This is a genomic window from Aquidulcibacter paucihalophilus (assembly GCF_002105465.1).
GTDB lineage: Bacteria > Pseudomonadota > Alphaproteobacteria > Caulobacterales > Aquidulcibacteraceae > Aquidulcibacter > Aquidulcibacter paucihalophilus.
This window is the reverse complement of record NZ_NCSQ01000171.1, coordinates 119090-138567: the sequence shown is the minus strand read 5'-3', so window position 1 is coordinate 138567 and position 19478 is coordinate 119090. Positions and strand designations below refer to the sequence as shown.

At 53.4% G+C, this 19478-nt stretch carries 20 protein-coding genes; 11 read left to right on the top strand and 9 right to left on the bottom strand.

All coding sequences use genetic code 11. The features are described 5' to 3' along the window. Positions 1-10: 10 nt before the first annotated feature. Positions 11-592: a TadE/TadG family type IV pilus assembly protein gene (locus B7364_RS15825; RefSeq protein ID WP_085341000.1), complete on the bottom strand. Its 582-nt coding sequence runs from the start codon at positions 590-592 to the stop codon at positions 11-13. Positions 593-689: 97 nt separating this feature from the next. Then, on the bottom strand, positions 690-1154 hold the full coding sequence (locus B7364_RS15820; protein WP_085340999.1) for a pilus assembly protein N-terminal domain-containing protein: 465 nt from the start codon (positions 1152-1154) through the stop codon (positions 690-692). Between the two features lie 526 nt (positions 1155-1680). On the opposite strand from B7364_RS15820, the gene B7364_RS15815 reads away from it, so the two are divergent. From B7364_RS15815 to B7364_RS15770, 10 genes are all read left to right on the top strand, one after another. After that, positions 1681-1851: a Flp family type IVb pilin gene (locus tag B7364_RS15815; RefSeq protein ID WP_085340998.1), complete on the top strand. Its 171-nt coding sequence runs from the start codon at positions 1681-1683 to the stop codon at positions 1849-1851. Between the two features lie 491 nt (positions 1852-2342). Then, positions 2343-2513 (top strand): Flp family type IVb pilin, encoded by a 171-nt coding sequence (locus B7364_RS15810; RefSeq protein WP_085340997.1) that lies wholly within the window; start codon positions 2343-2345, stop codon positions 2511-2513. Between the two features lie 125 nt (positions 2514-2638). After that, positions 2639-3160, top strand: coding sequence for an A24 family peptidase (locus B7364_RS15805; protein WP_085340996.1), 522 nt, complete (start codon positions 2639-2641; stop codon positions 3158-3160). A 173-nt stretch (positions 3161-3333) separates the two neighbouring features. Then, complete coding sequence (gene cpaB, locus B7364_RS15800; RefSeq protein WP_157893748.1) at positions 3334-4203, top strand: Flp pilus assembly protein CpaB; 870 nt, start codon at positions 3334-3336, stop codon at positions 4201-4203. Next, a complete protein-coding gene (locus B7364_RS15795; protein ID WP_157893747.1) occupies positions 4203-5816 on the top strand; it encodes a type II and III secretion system protein family protein in 1614 nt (537 codons plus the stop codon). The genes cpaB and B7364_RS15795 overlap by 1 nt, the downstream gene beginning before the upstream one ends. Positions 5817-5832: 16 nt before the next feature. Continuing rightward, positions 5833-6576, top strand: a complete 744-nt coding sequence (locus B7364_RS15790; RefSeq protein WP_085340994.1) for a CpaD family pilus assembly lipoprotein — start codon at positions 5833-5835, stop codon at positions 6574-6576. Beyond that, entirely contained in the window at positions 6573-7967 is a 1395-nt protein-coding gene (locus B7364_RS15785) for an AAA family ATPase (protein ID WP_085340993.1), read from the top strand. Before B7364_RS15790 ends, B7364_RS15785 begins: the two co-directional genes overlap by 4 nt. A 7-nt stretch (positions 7968-7974) precedes the next feature. Further along, positions 7975-9471: a CpaF family protein gene (locus tag B7364_RS15780; RefSeq protein ID WP_085340992.1), complete on the top strand. Its 1497-nt coding sequence runs from the start codon at positions 7975-7977 to the stop codon at positions 9469-9471. Between the two features lie 5 nt (positions 9472-9476). Continuing rightward, complete coding sequence (locus tag B7364_RS15775) at positions 9477-10451, top strand: type II secretion system F family protein (RefSeq protein WP_085340991.1); 975 nt, start codon at positions 9477-9479, stop codon at positions 10449-10451. Positions 10452-10461: 10 nt separating this feature from the next. After that, positions 10462-11490 carry a type II secretion system F family protein gene (locus B7364_RS15770; protein WP_085340990.1) on the top strand — a complete coding sequence of 343 codons (1029 nt, stop codon included), beginning with the start codon at positions 10462-10464 and terminating at the stop codon, positions 11488-11490. Positions 11491-11515: 25 nt separating this feature from the next. Here B7364_RS15770 and B7364_RS15765 read toward each other — a convergent pair whose 3' ends face one another. Further along, positions 11516-11719: a zinc-finger domain-containing protein gene (locus tag B7364_RS15765; protein WP_085340989.1), complete on the bottom strand. Its 204-nt coding sequence runs from the start codon at positions 11717-11719 to the stop codon at positions 11516-11518. 102 nt (positions 11720-11821) lie between these two features. On the opposite strand from B7364_RS15765, the gene B7364_RS15760 reads away from it, so the two are divergent. Then, entirely contained in the window at positions 11822-12772 is a 951-nt protein-coding gene (locus B7364_RS15760; RefSeq protein ID WP_085341031.1) for an ABC transporter ATP-binding protein, read from the top strand. On the opposite strand, the gene trmB is transcribed toward B7364_RS15760, so the two are convergent. The 6 genes from trmB to miaB form a co-directional block, all read right to left on the bottom strand. Next, positions 12747-13463 (bottom strand): tRNA (guanosine(46)-N7)-methyltransferase TrmB, encoded by a 717-nt coding sequence (gene trmB / locus B7364_RS15755; RefSeq protein ID WP_085340988.1) that lies wholly within the window; start codon positions 13461-13463, stop codon positions 12747-12749. The two genes, B7364_RS15760 and trmB, sit on opposite strands and share 26 nt — an antisense overlap. 77 nt (positions 13464-13540) lie before the next feature. Beyond that, positions 13541-13948: a helix-turn-helix domain-containing protein gene (locus B7364_RS15750; protein WP_085340987.1), complete on the bottom strand. Its 408-nt coding sequence runs from the start codon at positions 13946-13948 to the stop codon at positions 13541-13543. Positions 13949-13996: 48 nt separating this feature from the next. Beyond that, positions 13997-15610 carry an apolipoprotein N-acyltransferase gene (gene lnt / locus B7364_RS15745; RefSeq protein WP_157893746.1) on the bottom strand — a complete coding sequence of 538 codons (1614 nt, stop codon included), beginning with the start codon at positions 15608-15610 and terminating at the stop codon, positions 13997-13999. After that, on the bottom strand, positions 15607-16539 hold the full coding sequence (locus tag B7364_RS15740; protein ID WP_085340985.1) for a hemolysin family protein: 933 nt from the start codon (positions 16537-16539) through the stop codon (positions 15607-15609). The genes lnt and B7364_RS15740 overlap by 4 nt, the downstream gene beginning before the upstream one ends. After that, positions 16532-18028, bottom strand: a complete 1497-nt coding sequence (gene ybeY, locus B7364_RS18320; RefSeq protein WP_085340984.1) for an rRNA maturation RNase YbeY — start codon at positions 18026-18028, stop codon at positions 16532-16534. The genes B7364_RS15740 and ybeY overlap by 8 nt, the downstream gene beginning before the upstream one ends. Beyond that, a complete protein-coding gene (gene miaB, locus B7364_RS15730; RefSeq protein ID WP_085340983.1) occupies positions 18025-19452 on the bottom strand; it encodes a tRNA (N6-isopentenyl adenosine(37)-C2)-methylthiotransferase MiaB in 1428 nt (475 codons plus the stop codon). The genes ybeY and miaB overlap by 4 nt, the downstream gene beginning before the upstream one ends. Between the last annotated feature and the right edge of the window lie 26 nt (positions 19453-19478).

Sequence of the window (19478 nt, the reverse complement as noted above, 5' to 3'; positions counted from 1 at the left end):
ACAAACAACCTCAATTGAACGGTTCGTTGCGGAATGCCGATGTTGCGGCAATGATGCGGTTATAGTTTCCGAGGGTGCCGCCCGAAGACGTATCGGAAAAATTACGCATGGCGTTGGAAATGCCTGGGGTCATTAACGGCCAGACATAATACCCACGCACCACAACAATCGCGTTGGCTGCCGTCGTCTCGTAGGGCTCATCGGCGGCTGAACCCGGTGTTAAGGTTCCATCTGCCCAGGGAACCGGCAGAGTACCGGACACGGGCTGGTTCTGAACTTGAACAAACAATCGGGCATTACAATCCGCCAAACCCATCATGCGGGCACAAACATTGGCTTTAAACTGGGTTTTTGTAATTGGGGCTGAAGTAGATTGTGCCTGACCTGTACGAATTTTCCGAGCTTCTTCGGCGACAGCGGCTTCCAGCGTCGTCTGCACAAAGAAAATCATCATGGTTTCGAAAATGCCAAACAACATGAAGATGAATGGCGTGGCGACCATCGCGAATTCAACAGCAGCTGTGCCTCGCTTGCCCTGCTTAGCGCGACGAGAACGCAGCCGTTTAACCATGATCGAGAGCAATGCAGACATCGTCCACTCCTTCAATACAGACACACTAAGCACAGAGGGCGTTTCAGTCTGCTTAAAGCGACGATGACATTTTTATCTATTAACGACGATCTAAGCTCTATTGGCGCGATCCTGAGCCCGCAGCGAAACCCGATCGCTGGTTGATGGCAGTCACAGCGGGAACATTGCCCTGCGTGGTCCCCTCAGAATGAACATTTGGGATGCACCGCTCCTGGCAGATTGCGGTGGAAATCTCTCGGCCACGTTGAATGGTAACCATGTCGCGCACATGAGCCGGCCGCACTTGCACAGTCCCCGAAAACACCGTGCGGCCTGCAGCGTCTACAGCGGTAATCTCTGTGGTGCCGGTCGACTTACCAATGACAAAGAGCACGCGGGCATCATGGACAATCACATCGGCAATGCTGGCATTTCCGACAACCACACCTGTCACTGGGCGCTCAAAACGCAAGGGCTGGGTTTGATCGACTTCCAATTGAAAGGACTGCGCGGCTGCCGAACCTGCAACCAGTACGACAAAGGCGCTGGCAAACAAAGCCAATGATTTCGGAAAATTGGACATGACAGAACTCCGTGCTGTCGTTCGTTTTACCCCCCACCTGTAAACCAGCCATTAACAAGTAAAGGCCGTTTGCGACCGAAAAGCTCGCAACTTGTGACGCCAAAGAGTTTGAATAATGACCCCTTCCGCAGCGCGGATATGAGGTAGAGAAAATACCATGCGGTAATTGCGTCTAAACTTAGAGCAACAACCTATAGTTTATTGAAAAAGGAAATATTAGCTTTTTGCATTTTTGCCTGATTTCTGTTCTTTTAGCGGTAACATATTACTTCGTCAATTTTACCCAATCCTACGGAAACCACGAAAGTGTCGAAATTTTGGCGAAACAAAGAAAAAAATCTTATTTAAGATCAATATTGTAAGTCAGTCTCGCCACAAATTTGCTGAGAAAATGGCATGTCAGATCAATTCTTACGATTGAGTTAACGCCCTGTTTATGAGTCTTCAAGAGAACGGGGCGGACACGGGGAATTGTAAGCAATCAAGACTTCAACCTCCTGGTCGCATGTAGAAAGGGAACCTAAAGATGAAAAAACTCTTCAAGAAAATCCGCAACAATGAGTCCGGTGCAACAGCTATCGAATATGGTCTGATCGCAGCTTTGATCGCTGTTGTGCTAATCACCTCGTTGGGCACCTTAGGCAATAATATGAGTGACCGCTTCAATTCGATCGGCACCTCGATCGGCAGCCGCTAATACGGACTTTGTCTGCCAAAATTGGCGCTTGGTCTTCGGGCCAGGCGTCTTTTTGGGCTCCTAGCCAAATCCGAGACATAAAGGATGCGCTCCTACGCGCATAAGATATAAAGCAAATCCCAAGGGGAAAATGTGACTCATACTTGGTGAACAACTTTCAATTTCACGAGAGGAAAAGGCTAGTTTTTATGTCCTACTGGCTCAGGTATGTACTTTGAGCGGTAACATATTACTTCATATTTTCTATCTAATTCTACGGAATCTATGAAGTTGCAGAAATTTTGGCAAAACAGCCCCCAAAAATCATCATTAAAATCAGTAGTTTGAATTTATGTGGCCGCAAATGTGCCCAGAAAGTGGCATGTCAGATCAATTTTTACGTTTCAGTTTACGCCATGTTTATGAGTCTTCGCTAGAACGATGGGGACACAGGGAATTAGAAGCAATCAAGACTTCAATCACCCGGTCGCATGTAGAATGGGAACCTAAAAATGAAAAAGCTTTTCAAGAAAATCCGCAACAATGAGTCCGGTGCAACCGCTATCGAATACGGTCTGATCGCAGCTTTGATCGCTGTTGTCCTGATCACCTCGTTGGGCACCTTGGGCAACAACATGAGCGCCCAATTCAACTCGATCGGTACCTCGATCGGCAGCCGCTAATACAGACTTTGTCTGTTAAATTGGCGCTTGGTCTCCGGACCAAGCGCCTTTTTTGTTTTTACCCCGGCCTCGGCTCCCGCAGTGTCATTTACCTTGGCTTAGCGGAACCATGCTAAAAAACGACCATGACAGTTGGACCTGAAACATTTGCAGCAGCTGCGGGGTTGGTAGCCTTTTCAGGGGCGATGATTTGGGCTGGAATCGGCGATGTTCGGACCTTCCTAATTACAAACAAGTTAAACACGCTGATTGCGGTAGGTTTTTTAGTTTTCGCGTTGCCGATGGGCTTAGGCGTGAATGAACTCGCGGCCCACGTTGGAGTGGGCCTTGTTACGACGATCATTGCTATGGGCATGTTCTTAATCGGCGTTTATGGCGGCGGTGATGCCAAATTAACCGGCGCCGCAGCCTTATGGCTTGGGCCAGCCGCAATGATGCCATTCATCCTATACACGTCCATAGCCGGGGGAGTCTTGGTGCTGTTCCTTATCCTGGGCCGCCGCTTGGCGAAGCGGTTTGGTCTGCCAAAAAGTCCGCGCTGGGCACGTCGACTATTGCGGAAATCAGCGGCTGTACCTTATGGGGTTGCCTTGGGAATCGGGGCAATTCTTGCAACGCCATATACCGTTTGGTTTCCAAGTTTTTAACCTAAAATTGTGTAAATTGTTTGCATTTCTTGAACCTAAGAAATCATCGCGTTAACCTCTTCTTAGAACCTATTTACGCATGGTCGTCCGGTAAATCGTTTTGGATTTGGGTGATTCTCTAAGGGTTCAGCAGGAAATTGGCCTGCGAGAGCCCTGAGCGGGAGATGCGTAGCGTGAATATTCGGCAAATCTCGATCATTGGCGGTGCTTTGCTAGTCGCAGGTGGCGCATTCATTTGGATGCGGTCGCAAGCCGGAAACCCACAAGTCGCGCAACCGGTTGCGGTTGCCGAAGCCAAGGTTGAAACGGTCAATGTTCTGGTTGCTAAGCGCGATATGGTTGTGGGTGAACGCATTTCGCCTTCCTCCTTGGGATGGGAAGCCTATACCCCGACGAGCGCTGCCGCACCCGGATTCATCTTGCAATCAAAAAGCCCCAAGGCAATTGAAGAGTTAGCCAATGGCATCGTTCGCCAAGCCATGGTGAAGGGCGAACCTGTGCTCGCCAGCAAAATTGTTGATGTTGATGCAAAAACAGGGGCTATGGCCGCACTGCTCACGCCAGGCATGCGCGCTGTTTCTTTCCCAATTAGCCCAGAAACAGCTGTGGCCGGCTTTGTGCTTCCAGATGATCGCGTCGACATTATTCTGACGCGCGAAGTACAATTTACCTCTAATGGTCAGTCCCAGTCTAAAGTCGTTTCAGCGGCCATTTTGGAAAATGTCCGCGTGCTGGCAATCGACCAGTCGGTCACTCAGGACAAAGACAAAACAACCCTACCAGGCGGCGTCGCAACAGTTGAATTGTCTGCAACCGATGCTGAGAAAGTTCGTCTCGCCCACAAACTGGGTGATTTATCACTCATCTTGCGCGGCTATGCAGATGCTGGTGGTGCGACTTTTGCGTCGACCGGTACCGACGTCATGAGCCAACGCACCGGTATAGCGCAAACAAGCGACCCGAAGCCGGCGACAACTCAAGTGGTTCAACAGGGTTCTCAGCCCATCCCGACGACCGTTAAAGTATATCGGGGAGGGCAGTGATGCGCAGAACCCAAACCGCGAAAAGTCTACTCGCCGCAGCATCAAGTCTTGTACTTTGCATTGGGCTGATCCCAAGCTTGGCATCTGCCCAAGCGGCCATCTCAAAACCAGCCAGTCATGCCACCACAACCCAGCGCCTCACTTTAGGGCTGGGCAAATCGGCGATTGTCGATCTGCCAGTTGATGCCCGCGATGTTGTGGTCTCTGACCCAAACATCACGGATGCAGTCATGCGCACCGGTCGCCGAGCCGTTCTGCTCGGCACCCGAGCGGGTGAGACAAATGTCTTCTTTCTAGATGCGCAGGGCCGCCAAATTTTGGCGTTGGAGATTCGGGTTGCCCGCGACACGTCAGAGTTAAACGCTTTGATCCAACGCCTAGTGCCAGAGGCACGCGTTGTCGTTGATAGTGTGGGCGACTCCATCATTTTGACGGGCGAAGTCCCCAATGGACTGACGGCTGACCAGGTTTTGCGCATTGCCGGCCAATATGCAGGCGGCGTCGACAAAGTTCTGAACATGATGAGCGTCTTGTCAGGCGATCAGGTCATGCTGCGCGTTCGCATCGTGGAAATGCAACGTTCGGTCATCAAGCAATTGGGCATGAACCTGACCTCCACCAACATCCTCAATCAGCTTTTGCCGGAGGATTGGGGTCTTAAGTTTGCGACTGCCAATGGCTTTTCAGTCAATGGGGCTTTCTTAGGCGGCACCACGATTGACTCAACTTGGGCACAAAATTTCATTCGCCCCGTTTCGAACTCGTTCCTGAGTGGCAATTCCAGTCTTCTCGACCCAACCGTTGGCGCAGGCGCGGGTGGCTTTAGCTCTAGATTCAACCCCGATACGAACCGCACAGAGGTCACCTATGGGCCCGGCGAACTGGTGTCGGGACAGCGCACGGATAGCAATATCCAAGCTTTGGAGCGTGTTGGCTTGGCGCGGACCTTAGCCGAACCAAATCTTACGGCAACGTCCGGTGAGCCCGCTAAATTCTTGGCTGGGGGCGAATTCCCTGTACCGACCGCCCAAGAAGGTAATCGCGTCTCAGTTGAATTCAAGCCCTTTGGTGTCGGCTTGGGCTTTACCCCCATCATCTTGAGTCCGGATCGTATATCTCTGAAGATTTCCACCGAAGTTTCCGAAATCTCTACGGCTGCCTCCTTCCGCCAAGCTGATACGCTGATCCGGGATGCGGCAGGGAACATTACGGATACGATCCGCGGCTTGTCTATTCCCGGGGTCTCTGTACGGCGCGCGGAGAACACGATGGAATTGCCTTCAGGGCGTTCGATGGTGATGGCTGGCCTCATCCAACAGGCTACGCGGCAGTCGATTGAGGGGATGCCCGGCCTCAAAGATCTACCAATCTTAGGCAATCTGTTCCGGTCGCGTGATTTCCAAAGCAATGAAACCGAGCTGGTAATCATCGTCACGCCCTACATCGTAAAATCGACGACCATGGACCAACTGCAGACGCCAGGGGATGGTTACGCCCCATCAAATGACGCAACAGCCTTGTTGCTGGGTCGCATGAATAAAATCGTCAAACCCGATTCGAAGGGGCTGCCGCAAGGACGTTATCGTGCCCCTGTCGGCCATATTGTGAATTAAGATCAGGAAGAAGCCGATGATCCAAGTAGTCGCTCCAAACGCTTCAATCGCCCGAACCGGCAAGGCCGCCGCCATGGCGCTTGCGCTGTCAGCGCTGATGCTACTCGGTGCTTGCGGGGGCGGTCATGCTGCCAAAGAAGAGGCCACTGTCGATTTTGTGGAGCAGGCCCATTTGAAACGCACTGTTCTTGATGCCTACATTCCCGAAGTTGTCCCCGTTGAAGCGCGAATGGCGGTTTCCGCACCGAGTGGTGCTGTTGGCCTCAACGTACAAGAAGCGGCAGAGCTGAAGGCGTTCGCCCAAGAATATGTTCGTCTTGGCCGCGGCAATATTGTTGTGTCGGTACCGGCTAATGCCAGCAACAGCCAAACGGCTGGGCAAGTCGCCCAAGATGTTCAACGGGCTCTTTTCCTTGGTGGCGTCGATTTTTCAAAAATCTCTTCTGGCCCTTATCAAGCGCAAGGGCAGTCCAATGCCCCTATTTTGATTACCTTCGGCCGCTATGAAGCCAAGCCAATCGTTTGTGAACCTTGGACATCGTTTGATCCACGAAAGACGGCCAACAACACGCCAGTCGATCGATTTACATGCGCTCAGAACGCCAATTTGGCTGCAATGGTTGCTGATCCCGGTGACCTTCTTGGCGATCGCAAAGATGGGCCGCGGGATGCAGCCCGAATTCAGACAGGTATTGATCTACACCGCAAAGGTGGTGTGCCGACAGTTAGTGGATCCGTTGCAGCCGGGGGTGGCAAATGATTGGGAATGCAAAACGCAAGCCCATGTGGGAAGAATTGGCAACGGCTGACGAGCCTTTTGAGCTGGATGCCGATCTAGACTTTCTAGAGCCGACCCATGCGCAAAGCATCCCAGCGGCCGCCTCTCCGGGTGACTTCGATGCAGCCGCCTTTGAAGAAACCTATGTCGGTGAGCTAGCACGCGGCGGTGACCAACCTGTGCCACGCATCTCGGTGCAAGTCTTCTGTGAGCGACCTGATACTGCCCAACTGCTACAATCGGCCTCGACTGATCGCCGGATCGCAAAAGCCCATGTGACCGTTTCCATGGGCGGCTTGGCAGGGGCGATTGAATTCTTCCAGGCACAGCCATCGCCCAACCTGATCATTGTTGAAAGCTTGGCTCCGCCAGCCGCCTTGATTCAGCAATTAGACGAACTGGCTTCCTATTGCGAACCCGGCGTCAAAGTAATCTTGATCGGCGAGTCCAACGATATTGGCCTATACCGTGAGTTGATCCGGCGCGGGGTTTCCGAATACCTCGTTCCGCCGCTGCAGCCTTTGCAGCTAATCCGCACCATTTCCGGCCTTTATGTCGATCCGAGCAAGCCTTTCTTGGGCCGTACCATTGCGTTTGTGGGTGCGAAAGGCGGTGCTGGCTCATCCACCATCGCGCATAATGTCGCGTGGTGCATGGCAGAACATGCCCGCGTAAACACCACATTGGTAGACCTTGACCTTTCTTGGGGGACCACCGGCCTCGACTTCAATACCGATCCAGCAACAGGTATTGCCGATGCTTTGGAACAGCCAGAGCGGGTCGATGATGTGTTACTGGACCGCTTGCTGACCCGCCATACAGACCACTTGACCCTCTTTACGGCTCCGGCATCGCTGGAACGCGAGTTTGATATTTCCCCAGACGCCTATGAAACGGTGATCGAAGGGGTCCGCCGCGGCGTGCCTTATGTTGTTCTTGATTTGCCTCACACTTGGTCAAAATGGATGCGGCAAACCTTGTTGTCTGCCGATGAGGTTGTTGTCGTGGCCCAACCAGACCTGGCTGGGTTGCGCAATGCCAAAAACATCTTCGATATGGTGCGGGTTGGTCGCCCAAACGACACGCCACCAAAGGTCATTTTGAATATGGTCGGCGTTGCCAAACGGCCCGAGATCCCGGTCAAGGACTTTGCCGAAGCCTTGGGCGTACAACCAACCCTAGTCTTGCCTTACGACCCCCAATTGTTCGGAACCGCAAGCAATAACGGGCAAATGTTGGCTGACGTAAATCCCAACAGCAAATGCGCTGAAGGTATGGATTTCTTGGCTCAATTATTCACGGGTCGCGCCCCTCAGCCCAAGGCTAAGACTACATTCTTGTCAAAACTAATTCCCGTAAAAGCGGCTAAGTGAGGACAGGATGTTTGGTAAACGCGCAGACGGGGCGGCACAGGCATCACCTCCTAAGTTTGCCCCCATTGAGTCTCCAAAACCAACAGCAGCGCCACAAGGGCCATCCCCTGCGGCTGCGACAGCGCCATCGGCGTCGCCCGCTGGAACTTTGGACCCGGGACGTGTCGCCAAAGCCGTGCGCGCACCAACCCAGTCAGCACCGCCAGTCGTCCCCGTCAATGATGGAAGGACGGAGGAATATTACCGCACCAAGGCTTCAATCTATAACGCATTAATCGAGACCATTGATTTGGGTCAGTTGGCTGCGTTGGATCAGCGCACTGCCCGTGATGAAATCCGCGATATCGTCAATGAAATCATCGCGATCAAGCAAGTCATCGTCTCGATTGCTGAGCAAGAGCAATTACTCAACGACATCGTCAATGACGTTTTGGGCTATGGTCCACTTGAACCTTTGTTGGCGCGCGATGATATCGCCGACATCATGGTCAATGGGGCAAATGCCGTCTTTATCGAAGTCGGCGGTAAAGTGACCAAAACGCCGATCCGCTTCCGCGACAACCAGCAGCTGATGAACATTTGCCAACGGATCGTGAGCCAAGTCGGTCGGCGGGTTGATGAGAGCTCACCAATCTGCGACGCGCGTTTACCAGATGGCTCGCGCGTGAACGTTATTGTGCCGCCTTTGGCGCTGGATGGCCCTACCCTCACCATTCGTAAGTTCAAAAAAGACAAATTGCGGATGAAGGACCTCGTCGGGTTCGGGGCCATTTCTGAGGCTGCCGGCAAAGTGCTCGGCATAATTGGTGCTGCCCGATGCAATGTGCTGATCTCTGGCGGGACGGGTTCTGGCAAAACGACCCTACTGAACTGTTTAACCGGATATATTGCCCCGGATGAACGCGTCATCACTTGCGAAGACGCGGCCGAACTGCAACTGCAACAGCCCCATGTCGTTCGCTTGGAAACCCGTCCGCCCAATTTGGAAGGTCAAGGCGCGGTCCACATGCGCGATCTCGTCAAGAACTGTCTCCGGATGCGTCCAGAGCGGATCATCGTGGGCGAAGTCCGGGGACCAGAGGCGTTCGACTTGCTACAAGCCATGAACACGGGTCACGACGGTTCCATGGGAACTTTGCACGCCAACAGCCCGCGGGAAGGTCTTTCGCGGATGGAAAGCATGATCACGATGGGCGGCTTCTCTCTGCCCACCAAAACGATCCGCGAAATGATTGTTGGTTCGATTGATGTGGTTATTCAGGCAGCCCGCCTGCGCGATGGCTCACGCAAAATCACCCACATCACTGAAGTTCTAGGCTTAGAAGGCGATGTGATCGTAACCCAAGACCTGATCGTCTTTGAAATGGATGGTGAAGACGCAAACGGCAAAATTATCGGCAAGCACCGTTCGACTGGTATTGCGCGTCCAAAATTCTGGGATCGCGCACGCTATTACGGTCTTGAAAAGGAACTCGCCGAAGCTCTTGATGCGGCGGATGTGTAACAGACATGGATCTTGGAACCATCATTCCTGTGATTGTAGCCATCGGCGTGGTGCTGATCGGAATTGCGCTGGCCGGCGATGACAAACAGGAATCTCAAAAGCGAATTAAGTCGGTGGCGCAGTCGCGCGAGTCCGCGATCAAACGGCGCGGTGCTGACCCGGATGAAACACGCCGGAAGCGCTTGCTTGGCAACATTAAGGATATCGAAATGCGGGAACGGCAATTGCGTCGGGCCCGACTTTCTGTCGGCGCGCGCATCGAGCAAGCGGGTCTAACGATCGAAGAAAAGACTTTTTGGATCGCATCGGGTTCAATTGGCATCTTGGTCGCTTTGGGCGTATTGGTCTCGGGCAATTCTTGGTACGTTGCCTTGGGCGCAGGTGGGGTTGCTGCTTTTGGATTGCCGCGCTGGATTTTGGGCTTTCTGGTTGGCCAGCGCCAAAAGAAATTCATTGCAGAATTCGCCAACGCTATTGATGTGATCGTGCGCGGTGTGAAGTCTGGCTTGCCCTTAGCAGAGTGTCTGAAGATCATCGCTCGGGAGGCACCAGAACCCTTGAGCACAGAGTTTCGGCGCATCTGCGATAGCCAATCCATGGGCGTTCCGATGGATCAGTGCTTGGCAAAGCTTTTTGAACGCATGCCACTTCCTGAAGTCAGCTTCTTTTCGATCGTTTTGTCGATCCAATTGAAGGCGGGTGGGAACCTTTCAGAAGCCTTGGGCAATTTGTCTTTGATCTTGCGGTCGCGCAAACTCATGCGCGAGAAGATCAACGCCCTATCTTCCGAAGCCAAGGCCTCGGCCATGATTATCGGCGCTTTGCCAATCTGCGTCTGCTTGATGGTTTACATCACAAGCCCCTCTTACATGGGCCTACTTTTCTCTGACCCCACTGGACATCTTGGATTAGGTGTTGGGGTTTTGATGATGGGTACCGGCATTCTCGTCATGCGCAACATGATTAACTTCGATATTTAAGGAACAAACTATGTTCGCAGAAGTTAAGGATTTTGCACGGACGGTCACAGACCCAGATTTTGTTGCCTCGCTCATCATGGCAGTTGCGCTGTTGATTACTGCTTTGACGATTGCCCAACCTCTGTGGAAAACCGACCAATTGGCGGCCCGCATGAAAGGTGTGGCAACCGATCGCGAGTCCATGCGCCGCAAGAGCCGCGCGACCATTGCCGCTGAGCACGCCGAAAAGACGTCCCTGCGCCAACGCGCTAAAGGTCCGTGGAAGTCGATCGTCGACAAGCTAAACCTTCAGAAACTGCTTGAAGATCCCAATGTGACCCAGAATTTGATGGAGGCAGGACTTCGCGGCCCCGGGCCTGTTGCCATCTTCTATTTTGCGCGCTTTGCGACCCCAATTTTCTTTTTCATCGGCGCGCTGACCTATGTCACGATCTTTGGAAAGGACATGACCAGCAACAACCGGCTTATCGCGGCCCTTGGGGCGTGTGTCGCGGGTTTTTACCTGCCAAACATCATTGTTAAAAACATCGCGACCAAGCGGCGCACATCAATCATGCGCGCTTTCCCGGATGCGTTGGACTTGCTGCTGATTTGCGTTGAGTCCGGCATGTCAATCGAAGGGGCCTTCTTGCGCGTCGGTCAAGAAATCGGTTCATCCTCCATCGAATTGGCGGAGGAATTGAGCTTGACCAATGCGGAGCTCGCCTATCTGCAGGATCGACGCGTGGCTTATGAAAATTTGGCTAAGCGCACCAATCATCCTGGCGTAAAGGGCGTCGCTACAGCGCTGATCCAAGCCGAACGATATGGTACACCACTCGGCGCGGCCCTGCGGGTAATGGCGAAAGAAAACCGCGAATTGAGGATGACGGAAGCTGAGAAAAAGGCAGCCGCTCTGCCGGCAAAGCTAACGGTGCCGATGATTGTGTTTTTCTTGCCGGTTCTGTTCATCGTGATTCTGACGCCAGCCTATATCCAGTATCAGAACATGAATGGCGGCGCTGGTCCCAAAAACATTTCGGGTGCGCCGCCTCGGTAAACGGCAAGCTGAGCTAAATCCAATCTTAGTGCGTTGCACCACCTTCAGCGGTCTTCTGCACATACAAACGGCCACAGTACAGGCACTCAACCTGGCCTTCGTCACCCATCTCATACCAAACCTTTGGGTGCCCCAAAGCACCGCCACCGCCATCACAGGCGATGCGATGACCATCCACATAAATGGTTTCAACTGGCTGCTTGTTCTTTAGAAGTACGGAGACGGACATAAATCTGCTTCTCTCACAGTGGCGTGATTGCTACGGCCTGTTTAGCGTCCTAATTAGAACTTTCGGGCCCTATCCGTCAACGTGTGCGCCAAGCGAGAAACCATGACCCAATCCCCTTTTGCGATTGAAGCCCGCGGGCTTCAAAAAACCTATGCAGCCAGCGGAAAATCTCCCGAAAAGCAGGCTCTGAAAGGGTTGGACCTCGCAATCCCAAAAGGGTCTATATTCGGCCTATTGGGGCCAAATGGCGCAGGAAAGTCCACATTTATCAACATTCTGGCTGGCCTAGTCATCAAAACGGCGGGTGAAGTTCGTATCTGGGACATCGATATCGACAAAGACCATCGCACTGCTAAGGCAGCCATTGGGATTGTGCCACAAGAAATCAGTTTTGATGCCTTCTTTACCCCCTTTGAAACACTCGAGCTCCAAGCCGGTTTTTATGGGGTCCCGCCCAAGGAACGGCGTTCGATGGAGTTGCTGGAAGCCGTTGGCTTGGCGGATAAGCGCGACACATATTCTCGGCAATTATCAGGAGGCATGAAGCGTCGGTTGTTGATCGCCAAAGCACTTGTGCACACGCCGCCGGTTGTCATTCTGGATGAACCCACCGCCGGCGTTGACGTCGAACTCCGCCGCTCGTTGTGGGAATATATCACGATGCTGAATAAAGAGCGTGGTGTGACGATTGTCCTGACCACGCACTATCTCGAAGAGGCGCAGGAATTGTGCGACAATATTGCGATCATCGATCAAGGACGACTGATTGCCTCTGAGCCAACGCCGACTATTTTGAAGCGGCTCGACAAAAAGGCAGTGGTGATCTCTCCCTTAGAGCCCTTAACGCAAATTCCTTCGGGCCTATCCGATCTTGAATGTGTGTTACGCCCAGATGGGGCTTTGGCCATTCACTACCGACCCAACGAGCACAGCGTGGAAGCACTCTTGTCTCAGGCGATGGGCGCTGGAGTGCGGATAAAGGATTTACGGATCGAAGAACCCAATTTGGAAGATGTCTTTGTTGCCCTCACAACCCCCGCGGGCGGGCGGTAAAGCGCAAGAAAATAGGCGCGCAATCCCCAAGCTTTTTGATTTCATATCGCGTTGTAATGTGATCGTCTGGTGGCGTCCGCCAATCAGCCGCCATCTCTGCCTGCCACTCAAAGCCACCGTGTTGGGTTACTTTCTCTAGCGTCCACGCGGCATAATCGGCCCAATCGGTGGCAAAACGAAGCTCACCGCCGAGCTTAAGTGCTTTATGGGCATCGTCCAAAAAGGCGGTTTGGATAAGACGACGCTTATTGTGTTTGGCCTTATGCCATGGGTCCGGAAACAGGACCACCAGCTTGTCGAGGCTGGCCGGCTTGAGGGCCTGCAAAACGGGCCGGGCATCTGACGCCGAAAGACGCACATTCGTAAGGCCGCGGTCTTCAATACCAACCAAGGCCTTGGCAACCCCTTCTTGAAAGGGCTCGGCCCCCAGAAAGAGGTGATTTGGATGACGCTCGGCTTGCCCAATCAAATGCTCGGCTCCACCAAAGCCGATCTCAAAAACAATGGCTTCCGCAGAGGGCATCCAGTGGCTGGGGTCTAGGCCATGGGCTGGTTCTGCTGGAATCGACACGCGTGGAAATAGGGTTTCAAACAGCTGTTCTTGGCGATCGGATAAAGCGCGGCCACGCACGCGTCCAAAGGATCGGAGCGGCCCAAAGGGCTTTGGTGCAGAGAAATCAGGGTTGGACATGGGCTGCTTATGCCCGTTTGGCTGCCCTTGGACTAGAGCCGGAAATCTACGCTTGGCAGCAACCCCTCGTACAGAGCCTAGTCGCCATCAGCCAGAATGCGAACTAGCTCAATGACCTTCTTGCGCTGAGTGCTGGATTTTAAGCGCGCATAATCGGCCAGAAGCTCAAGAGCGCCAGGGGCAGCCAAAAGACTTGCGGTAGAGAGTGTCTCTGCCACGCTTGGAATTTCTGCAACACCCGGCCCTAGCGCCACGTTTAGCCCGTCGAAGAAGAAGGACGGCTCAACGCCCAATAGGCCGCAAAGTTGGAATAGACGGCTTGCCCCGATTCGGTTCATGCCGCGTTCGTATTTTTGAACTTGTTGAAACGACAGACCCAGCAATTCGGCCAAGCGCTCTTGGCTCATACCCAAATCTTCACGCCGCTGCTTTAAGCGACAGCCAACATAAGCATCAACGGAAGTAGAACGACGATGATTAATCATGAAACCTTGCCTTGGTGCAGACATTATTTCAATGAAGAGTTGTTTGTGTCAATGCCGCTTGTGTCGCCAAACCGCCATCAGGCCGAAACCAAGAATTAAAATGCCAAACCCGAGTTCGCCGAAACGGGCATAGAAAGTGGGTCCGAAGAACTCCGGCAGTCGTGCCGTCGCATAGCCAGCCCCGGCGCGATGTTCAGCCACTGGGCGTCCGAGGCGATCAACAATAGCGGACCACCCGCCACTAGCGGATCGCACCACAGGCAGCCCTGTTTCAATGGCACGATAACGGGCTTGCGCATAATGCTGATCTGGCCCCAGCAAATCACCATACCATGCATCAATCGACACATTCAGGATCCAAGCAGCTTTACCAGTCGCTTGCTTGTTGAAGCTTGGAAACACAATCTCATAACAAATGCGGGGATCGGCCAAAGGCGCTTTGGGAAGGCTTAATGTCGCGGGCTCTGGCCCTGGTGACATCTCGCCATCATAAGAGACTAGACTTGCAATCCCGAAAACCTGGAACAGCGATCGCAGGGGCAGATATTCACCAAACGGTACCAAATGATGCTTATCATAGACGGCGCGCGTGGTTAGGCCGCCATTCTCCACATCAAACACCAGCAGACTATTGGAAAAGAGCGCTTGTCCGGCCAAAAGGTCACGACGAATGGAACCGACTGCTAAAGTCCGTGCACCGAGGCGGGCTTGAATCTGCTCTAAGACAAGGGGCTCTTCCAAAAGAATGAATGGGAAAGCCCCTTCCGGCCAAACCACAATATCTGCCTTCTGGGAGTCTGACGTTTCCAACAAATCAAGATAGGTTTCAACGATCCGCACCGTATTGGCGGGATCCCACACCTCCTTTTGGCTAAACCCAGCTTGGCCGGCAGCAATCACAGGACCTTTTCCAGCCATCGGATCAATCGGCCCCGCTGCGCGAAGCTGAATCAAGCCATACGCATAGCTACCCAATGCTAACCCCCCTGCGACGACAAGAGAGATATAGCGCTTGCGCCCCTCGCCCGTTGCCAAAAGGACGACGGGTGTTGCTAAAGCCCAGAGGGTCAAGACTGACAGCCCATAAGGACCGATTAAGCCGGCAACTTGGCTGATCGGCTCTCCCGGTTTCCAAATATAGGCCGGCAAATTCCAAGGAAGGCCGGTGAATAAATGGCTACGCGCAAATTCGCTCATGCCAAAGCAGACGGCAAAAATCAGAATACGAGACGGCCCTGCGCGCCAAAGCCCTTGCGCCGCAACAGCCGCCAGCCCCCAATACACACCCATCGCGGCGGGCAAAGCTGTAACAGCGAATGGCATCAAGACGGCAAATTTCTCGGGATCGACCAAAAACGCATTGCCGACCCAAAACATCCCAGCGAGGAAGTAGCCAAATCCCCAAGACCAGCCGCGCCAAAAGGCCGATCTAAGCCGCTTCTTGTTTTGAAATGCGCCATCCAGCAAGAAAATGAGGCCGCAGATGGATACCATGAAGGCCGGCCAAATATGGAAAGGTGCATGGCCCAAGACCGCGAGTGCACCTAACAACATCGCACCTAAACCAGAGAGCCAAGCAGGCTTGTTCGGGCCCAGAATAGCTATGGGATGACTTGTTTCGGGCTCAGCCGCCGATGATGGGGGCATTAGGGTGTCAGTCACGCAGATGGTGCCTGAGAACTATCGGTATTTGCCTTTTCCACCGCTTTGGCGGAACGGATACGCACCCGCTTGATTCTGCGCGGGTCCGCATCAATGACTTCAAAATCATAGCCAGTAGGATGATGAAGGATTTCACCGCGTGGCGGGACCCGTCCTGCAAGTGCAAAGACCAAACCACCCAGCGTATCAATATCATCTTCCATATCTTCCAGCGTCAGATCCACGCCAGCACGCTCAGAAAAGTCATCTAACTCTACCCGCGCATCGGCCTCCCAGACGCCGTTTCCGGTATCAACGATGAGGTCCTGATCGAGATCATCGTGTTCGTCATCAATATCGCCAATGATTTCTTCTACGAGGTCTTCAATCGTCACCAAGCCATCGGTGCCACCATATTCATCGATCACAAGTGCCATATGGCATCGCTTTGCACGCATTTGCAGCAACAGGTTTGGTAACTTCATGGAGATCGGAACATAGAGCAAATCGCGCTTTAGCCGCCCTAAGACGAGATCATCCAACTTTGCCTTGGTCTGACCCTCTGCATCCGGAATCAGCAAGGATAGAATGTCTTTGACGTGGACAAAGCCCAAGGGTGTGTCGAGATTTTCGGAATAAACCGGCATACGAGAATGCTGATGTTCCTCAAACATGCGGGCGACTTCGCCAAGCGGCATCTCAATTTCTACGGCCGTAATGTCGGCGCGGGGTACCATTACGTCACGCACCGACAACCGATCAAAGCTTGCGGCCTTGACGATCATGTCCTTTTGATTGCGCTCAATCGTTTCGCCAGACTGCTCGCGCTCACGCAGGAGCTCGGCGGGATCTAGGCCTGCATAAGCGTTCTGGCGACGCAGCTTTTGCGTCCACCGCTTCCAAAAGCTTGTTTTCTTGGCTGAGTTACTACTGGATGGGTCGTCAGTCATGGGTGTGATAAGGATCAGCAATACCGAGGTTTGCCAATATCTCTCTCTCTAAGCCTTCCATCTCCGCCGCATCATCATCGGCTTCATGATCATATCCTAAAAGATGTAATAGCCCATGCACAAGTAAATGGGTAGCGTGATCTTTGAGGTTTTTGCCCTGTTCAAGGGCCTCGCGCGCACAGGTTTCGTAAGCAAGCGCGACATCCCCCAAGGTTTTCTCAAGCGCGTGAACTGTCTCAGGTGCTGGAAAAGATAAGACATTTGTTGGCTGGTCTTTATGGCGCCACTGCGCGTTTAAAGCTTGAACGACCGGATCGCTGGTCAGAAGCAATGCGAAGCTATCTTCGGCTGGTTCAAAATAACGTGAGACCGCCTGCACGATTTTCTCGATTTCGGCCTCGGAGTCTGGTCCGAAAACTTGATACCAACCTTCAGCTTCGATTTGTACGTCAACGCCAAAGGATGCGGGGCGGTTAGTCATAGTGTGCTCTGGTTCTGCAATCGGCACAGCGCGGGCGGGGACTGCCTCGTCAGCTTCACGCTCATATGCCGAGACGATCCGCCCGACGAGGGGGTGGCGGACGACATCTTCTGCCGTAAAGTGGACGATCTTCATGCCTTCAACTCGCCGCAGGATTCGTAATGCATGGGGCAAGCCGGACTCGCTGGCGCGCGGCAAATCGATCTGACTTGGATCGCCATTGACTGCCATACGCGACCCCTCACCCAAACGGGTCAGCAGCATTTTCATCTGCATGCGAGTGGTATTCTGCGCTTCATCCACGATCACAAATGCATCGGACAAAGTTCTCCCGCGCATGAAGGCCAGTGGGGCGACCTCAATTTCACCTGCGGCTTTGCGGCGCTCTAATTGCGCGGCTCCTAGAAGGGTTTTGAAGGCATCCCAAATAGGCTGAAGATAGGGATCCACCTTCTCTTCAAGGTCTCCCGGCAGAAAGCCCAATCGTTCACCCGCTTCCACAGCGGGTCGGGTCACTACAACGCGTGAGACGCGCCCTTCTAGCAATAGCGAGACGCCAACCGCCACGGCCAAAAAAGTCTTTCCAGTTCCGGCAGGCCCAACGCCGAACACGAGGTCGTACTCGCCACCCATGAGAGCGTCGAGATAAATGGCTTGAGTCGGGGTTCTGGGCTTGATGTCGGCGCGGCGCCCGGGCAACGAAAGAGCGCCGCTGCGCGCGCGCGAACCCGCCCGAACGAAGGTGATAGCCGAACGGACTTCAGGCAGACCCAAAGCCATCCCGGCCGCCGCCCTCTCGATGAGAGCCTGCAATGCCTCGCGCGCTTGGCCAACCGACACAGGATCATCGCCATGGACCAAAATATCACCGCCTTGGGCGGTTACATCGACACCAAAAGCATCCTCGACCAAGGTCAAATTACGATGAGCCGGACCCGCCACTAAAGGCACCAAGTTTGGGTTGGTGAGGGCGACGCGCCCTTCTTCTGATTTGCGACGACGCGTCACGAAGCAGTCACCAATTCCCCGGTCAGGGAATTCGGCATGGTGCCAATTATTCGAACACTTTGGATTTGGCCAATCAGATGTTCTGGCCCGGCAACATGGACCGACTGCAACCATGGGCTACGGCCCAAGATCTGGCCTTCATTGCGGCCCTTACCGGTGAAGAGCACATCAAAAGTCTCCCCAATTTTGGCAGCATTAAAGGCGCGCTGTTGCTCTAATATCAAGGCTTGCAAACGTTGCAGTCGGTCATCGGCGACTTCTGAAGCGACTTGGCCATACATTTCAGAGGCTGGCGTGCCCGGGCGCTTAGAATATTTGAAACTATAGGCTCCTGCATAGCCCACCGCGCGAACCAGTTCCATCGTGTCTTCAAAATCTTGTTCGGTCTCTCCGGGGAAACCCACAATAAAATCTGAAGCCAAAGCGATGTCAGGACGTGCCTGACGTACCTTGGCAATGGTGTCGAGATAGCTCTCTACACTGTGCTTGCGGTTCATAGCTTTGAGGATTTTGTTGGAGCCAGACTGCACAGGCAGGTGCAGATAGGGCATTAGTTCCTTCACTTCGCCATGGGCTTCAATCAAGTCGTCGCTCATGTCGCAAGGGTGTGACGTCGTATAGCGGATGCGCTCTATCCCACCGATCTTGGCGAGATGGCGAACCAATTGTGCCAAAGACCATGTCTCAGAACCAGACAATGTCGGCCCCTGCCCATGGTAGGCGTTGACGTTTTGACCCAAAAGCGTGATTTCCCGTACCCCTTGCTGCGCAAGCCCGCGAGCTTCGAGAATAATGGGATCAACTGGGCGCGAATATTCCGCGCCGCGCGTGTAGGGCACAACACAGAAGGTACAGAATTTATCGCACCCTTCTTGCACAGACAAAAAGGCCGATGGTCCATCGGGTGCGCGCAAAGTTGGCAAGGCGTCAAACTTCTCGTCAGCCTCGAAGCTCGTCTCAAGTCGCTCACCGCTCGCTCGGGCGGCACGGGCGATCAACTCGGGTAGCTTATGATAGGCTTGTGGGCCCACGACCAAATCTACCGCTGGCGCGCGACGCATGATTTCTTCGCCCTCGGCTTGAGCGACACAGCCTGCGATCGCAATGGTCATTTTGGCACCGTTCTGCGCCATCAAGTCCTTATGTGCCTTAAGACGACCAATTTCAGAATAGACTTTTTCGGTTGCCTTCTCGCGAATATGGCAGGTGTTGAGCACAACAAGGTTTGCATTATCAGGCTTATCAACTGGGCTGTAGCCCAAGGGCCGCAAGACATCAGCCATACGTTCGCTGTCATAGACATTCATTTGACAGCCATATGTCTGGATAAACAGGGTCTTGCCTGTCTTCCCGTCTGGTGCTCGGGCAGATGTGGGGCGGTCTATCTGTTGGCTTTGGAGAGAGGTCGCGGCTTCTTCATGCATAAAGTCAGCCTAAAACGCCAAACGCA

Coding starts and splice junctions, on each gene's coding strand:
- B7364_RS15825 (WP_085341000.1), bottom strand. CDS start 592: ATGTCTGCATTGCTCTCGATCATGGTTAAACGGCTGCGTTCTCGTCGC.
- B7364_RS15785 (WP_085340993.1), top strand. CDS start 6,573: ATGATTGGGAATGCAAAACGCAAGCCCATGTGGGAAGAATTGGCAACG.
- B7364_RS15815 (WP_085340998.1), top strand. CDS start 1,681: ATGAAAAAACTCTTCAAGAAAATCCGCAACAATGAGTCCGGTGCAACA.
- B7364_RS15770 (WP_085340990.1), top strand. CDS start 10,462: ATGTTCGCAGAAGTTAAGGATTTTGCACGGACGGTCACAGACCCAGAT.
- B7364_RS15775 (WP_085340991.1), top strand. CDS start 9,477: ATGGATCTTGGAACCATCATTCCTGTGATTGTAGCCATCGGCGTGGTG.
- B7364_RS15780 (WP_085340992.1), top strand. CDS start 7,975: ATGTTTGGTAAACGCGCAGACGGGGCGGCACAGGCATCACCTCCTAAG.
- B7364_RS15765 (WP_085340989.1), bottom strand. CDS start 11,719: ATGTCCGTCTCCGTACTTCTAAAGAACAAGCAGCCAGTTGAAACCATT.
- B7364_RS15740 (WP_085340985.1), bottom strand. CDS start 16,539: ATGACTGACGACCCATCCAGTAGTAACTCAGCCAAGAAAACAAGCTTT.
- B7364_RS15790 (WP_085340994.1), top strand. CDS start 5,833: ATGATCCAAGTAGTCGCTCCAAACGCTTCAATCGCCCGAACCGGCAAG.
- B7364_RS15795 (WP_157893747.1), top strand. CDS start 4,203: ATGCGCAGAACCCAAACCGCGAAAAGTCTACTCGCCGCAGCATCAAGT.
- B7364_RS15760 (WP_085341031.1), top strand. CDS start 11,822: ATGACCCAATCCCCTTTTGCGATTGAAGCCCGCGGGCTTCAAAAAACC.
- B7364_RS15805 (WP_085340996.1), top strand. CDS start 2,639: ATGACAGTTGGACCTGAAACATTTGCAGCAGCTGCGGGGTTGGTAGCC.
- miaB (WP_085340983.1), bottom strand. CDS start 19,452: ATGCATGAAGAAGCCGCGACCTCTCTCCAAAGCCAACAGATAGACCGC.
- B7364_RS15820 (WP_085340999.1), bottom strand. CDS start 1,154: ATGTCCAATTTTCCGAAATCATTGGCTTTGTTTGCCAGCGCCTTTGTC.
- B7364_RS15810 (WP_085340997.1), top strand. CDS start 2,343: ATGAAAAAGCTTTTCAAGAAAATCCGCAACAATGAGTCCGGTGCAACC.
- trmB (WP_085340988.1), bottom strand. CDS start 13,463: ATGTCCAACCCTGATTTCTCTGCACCAAAGCCCTTTGGGCCGCTCCGA.
- B7364_RS15750 (WP_085340987.1), bottom strand. CDS start 13,948: ATGATTAATCATCGTCGTTCTACTTCCGTTGATGCTTATGTTGGCTGT.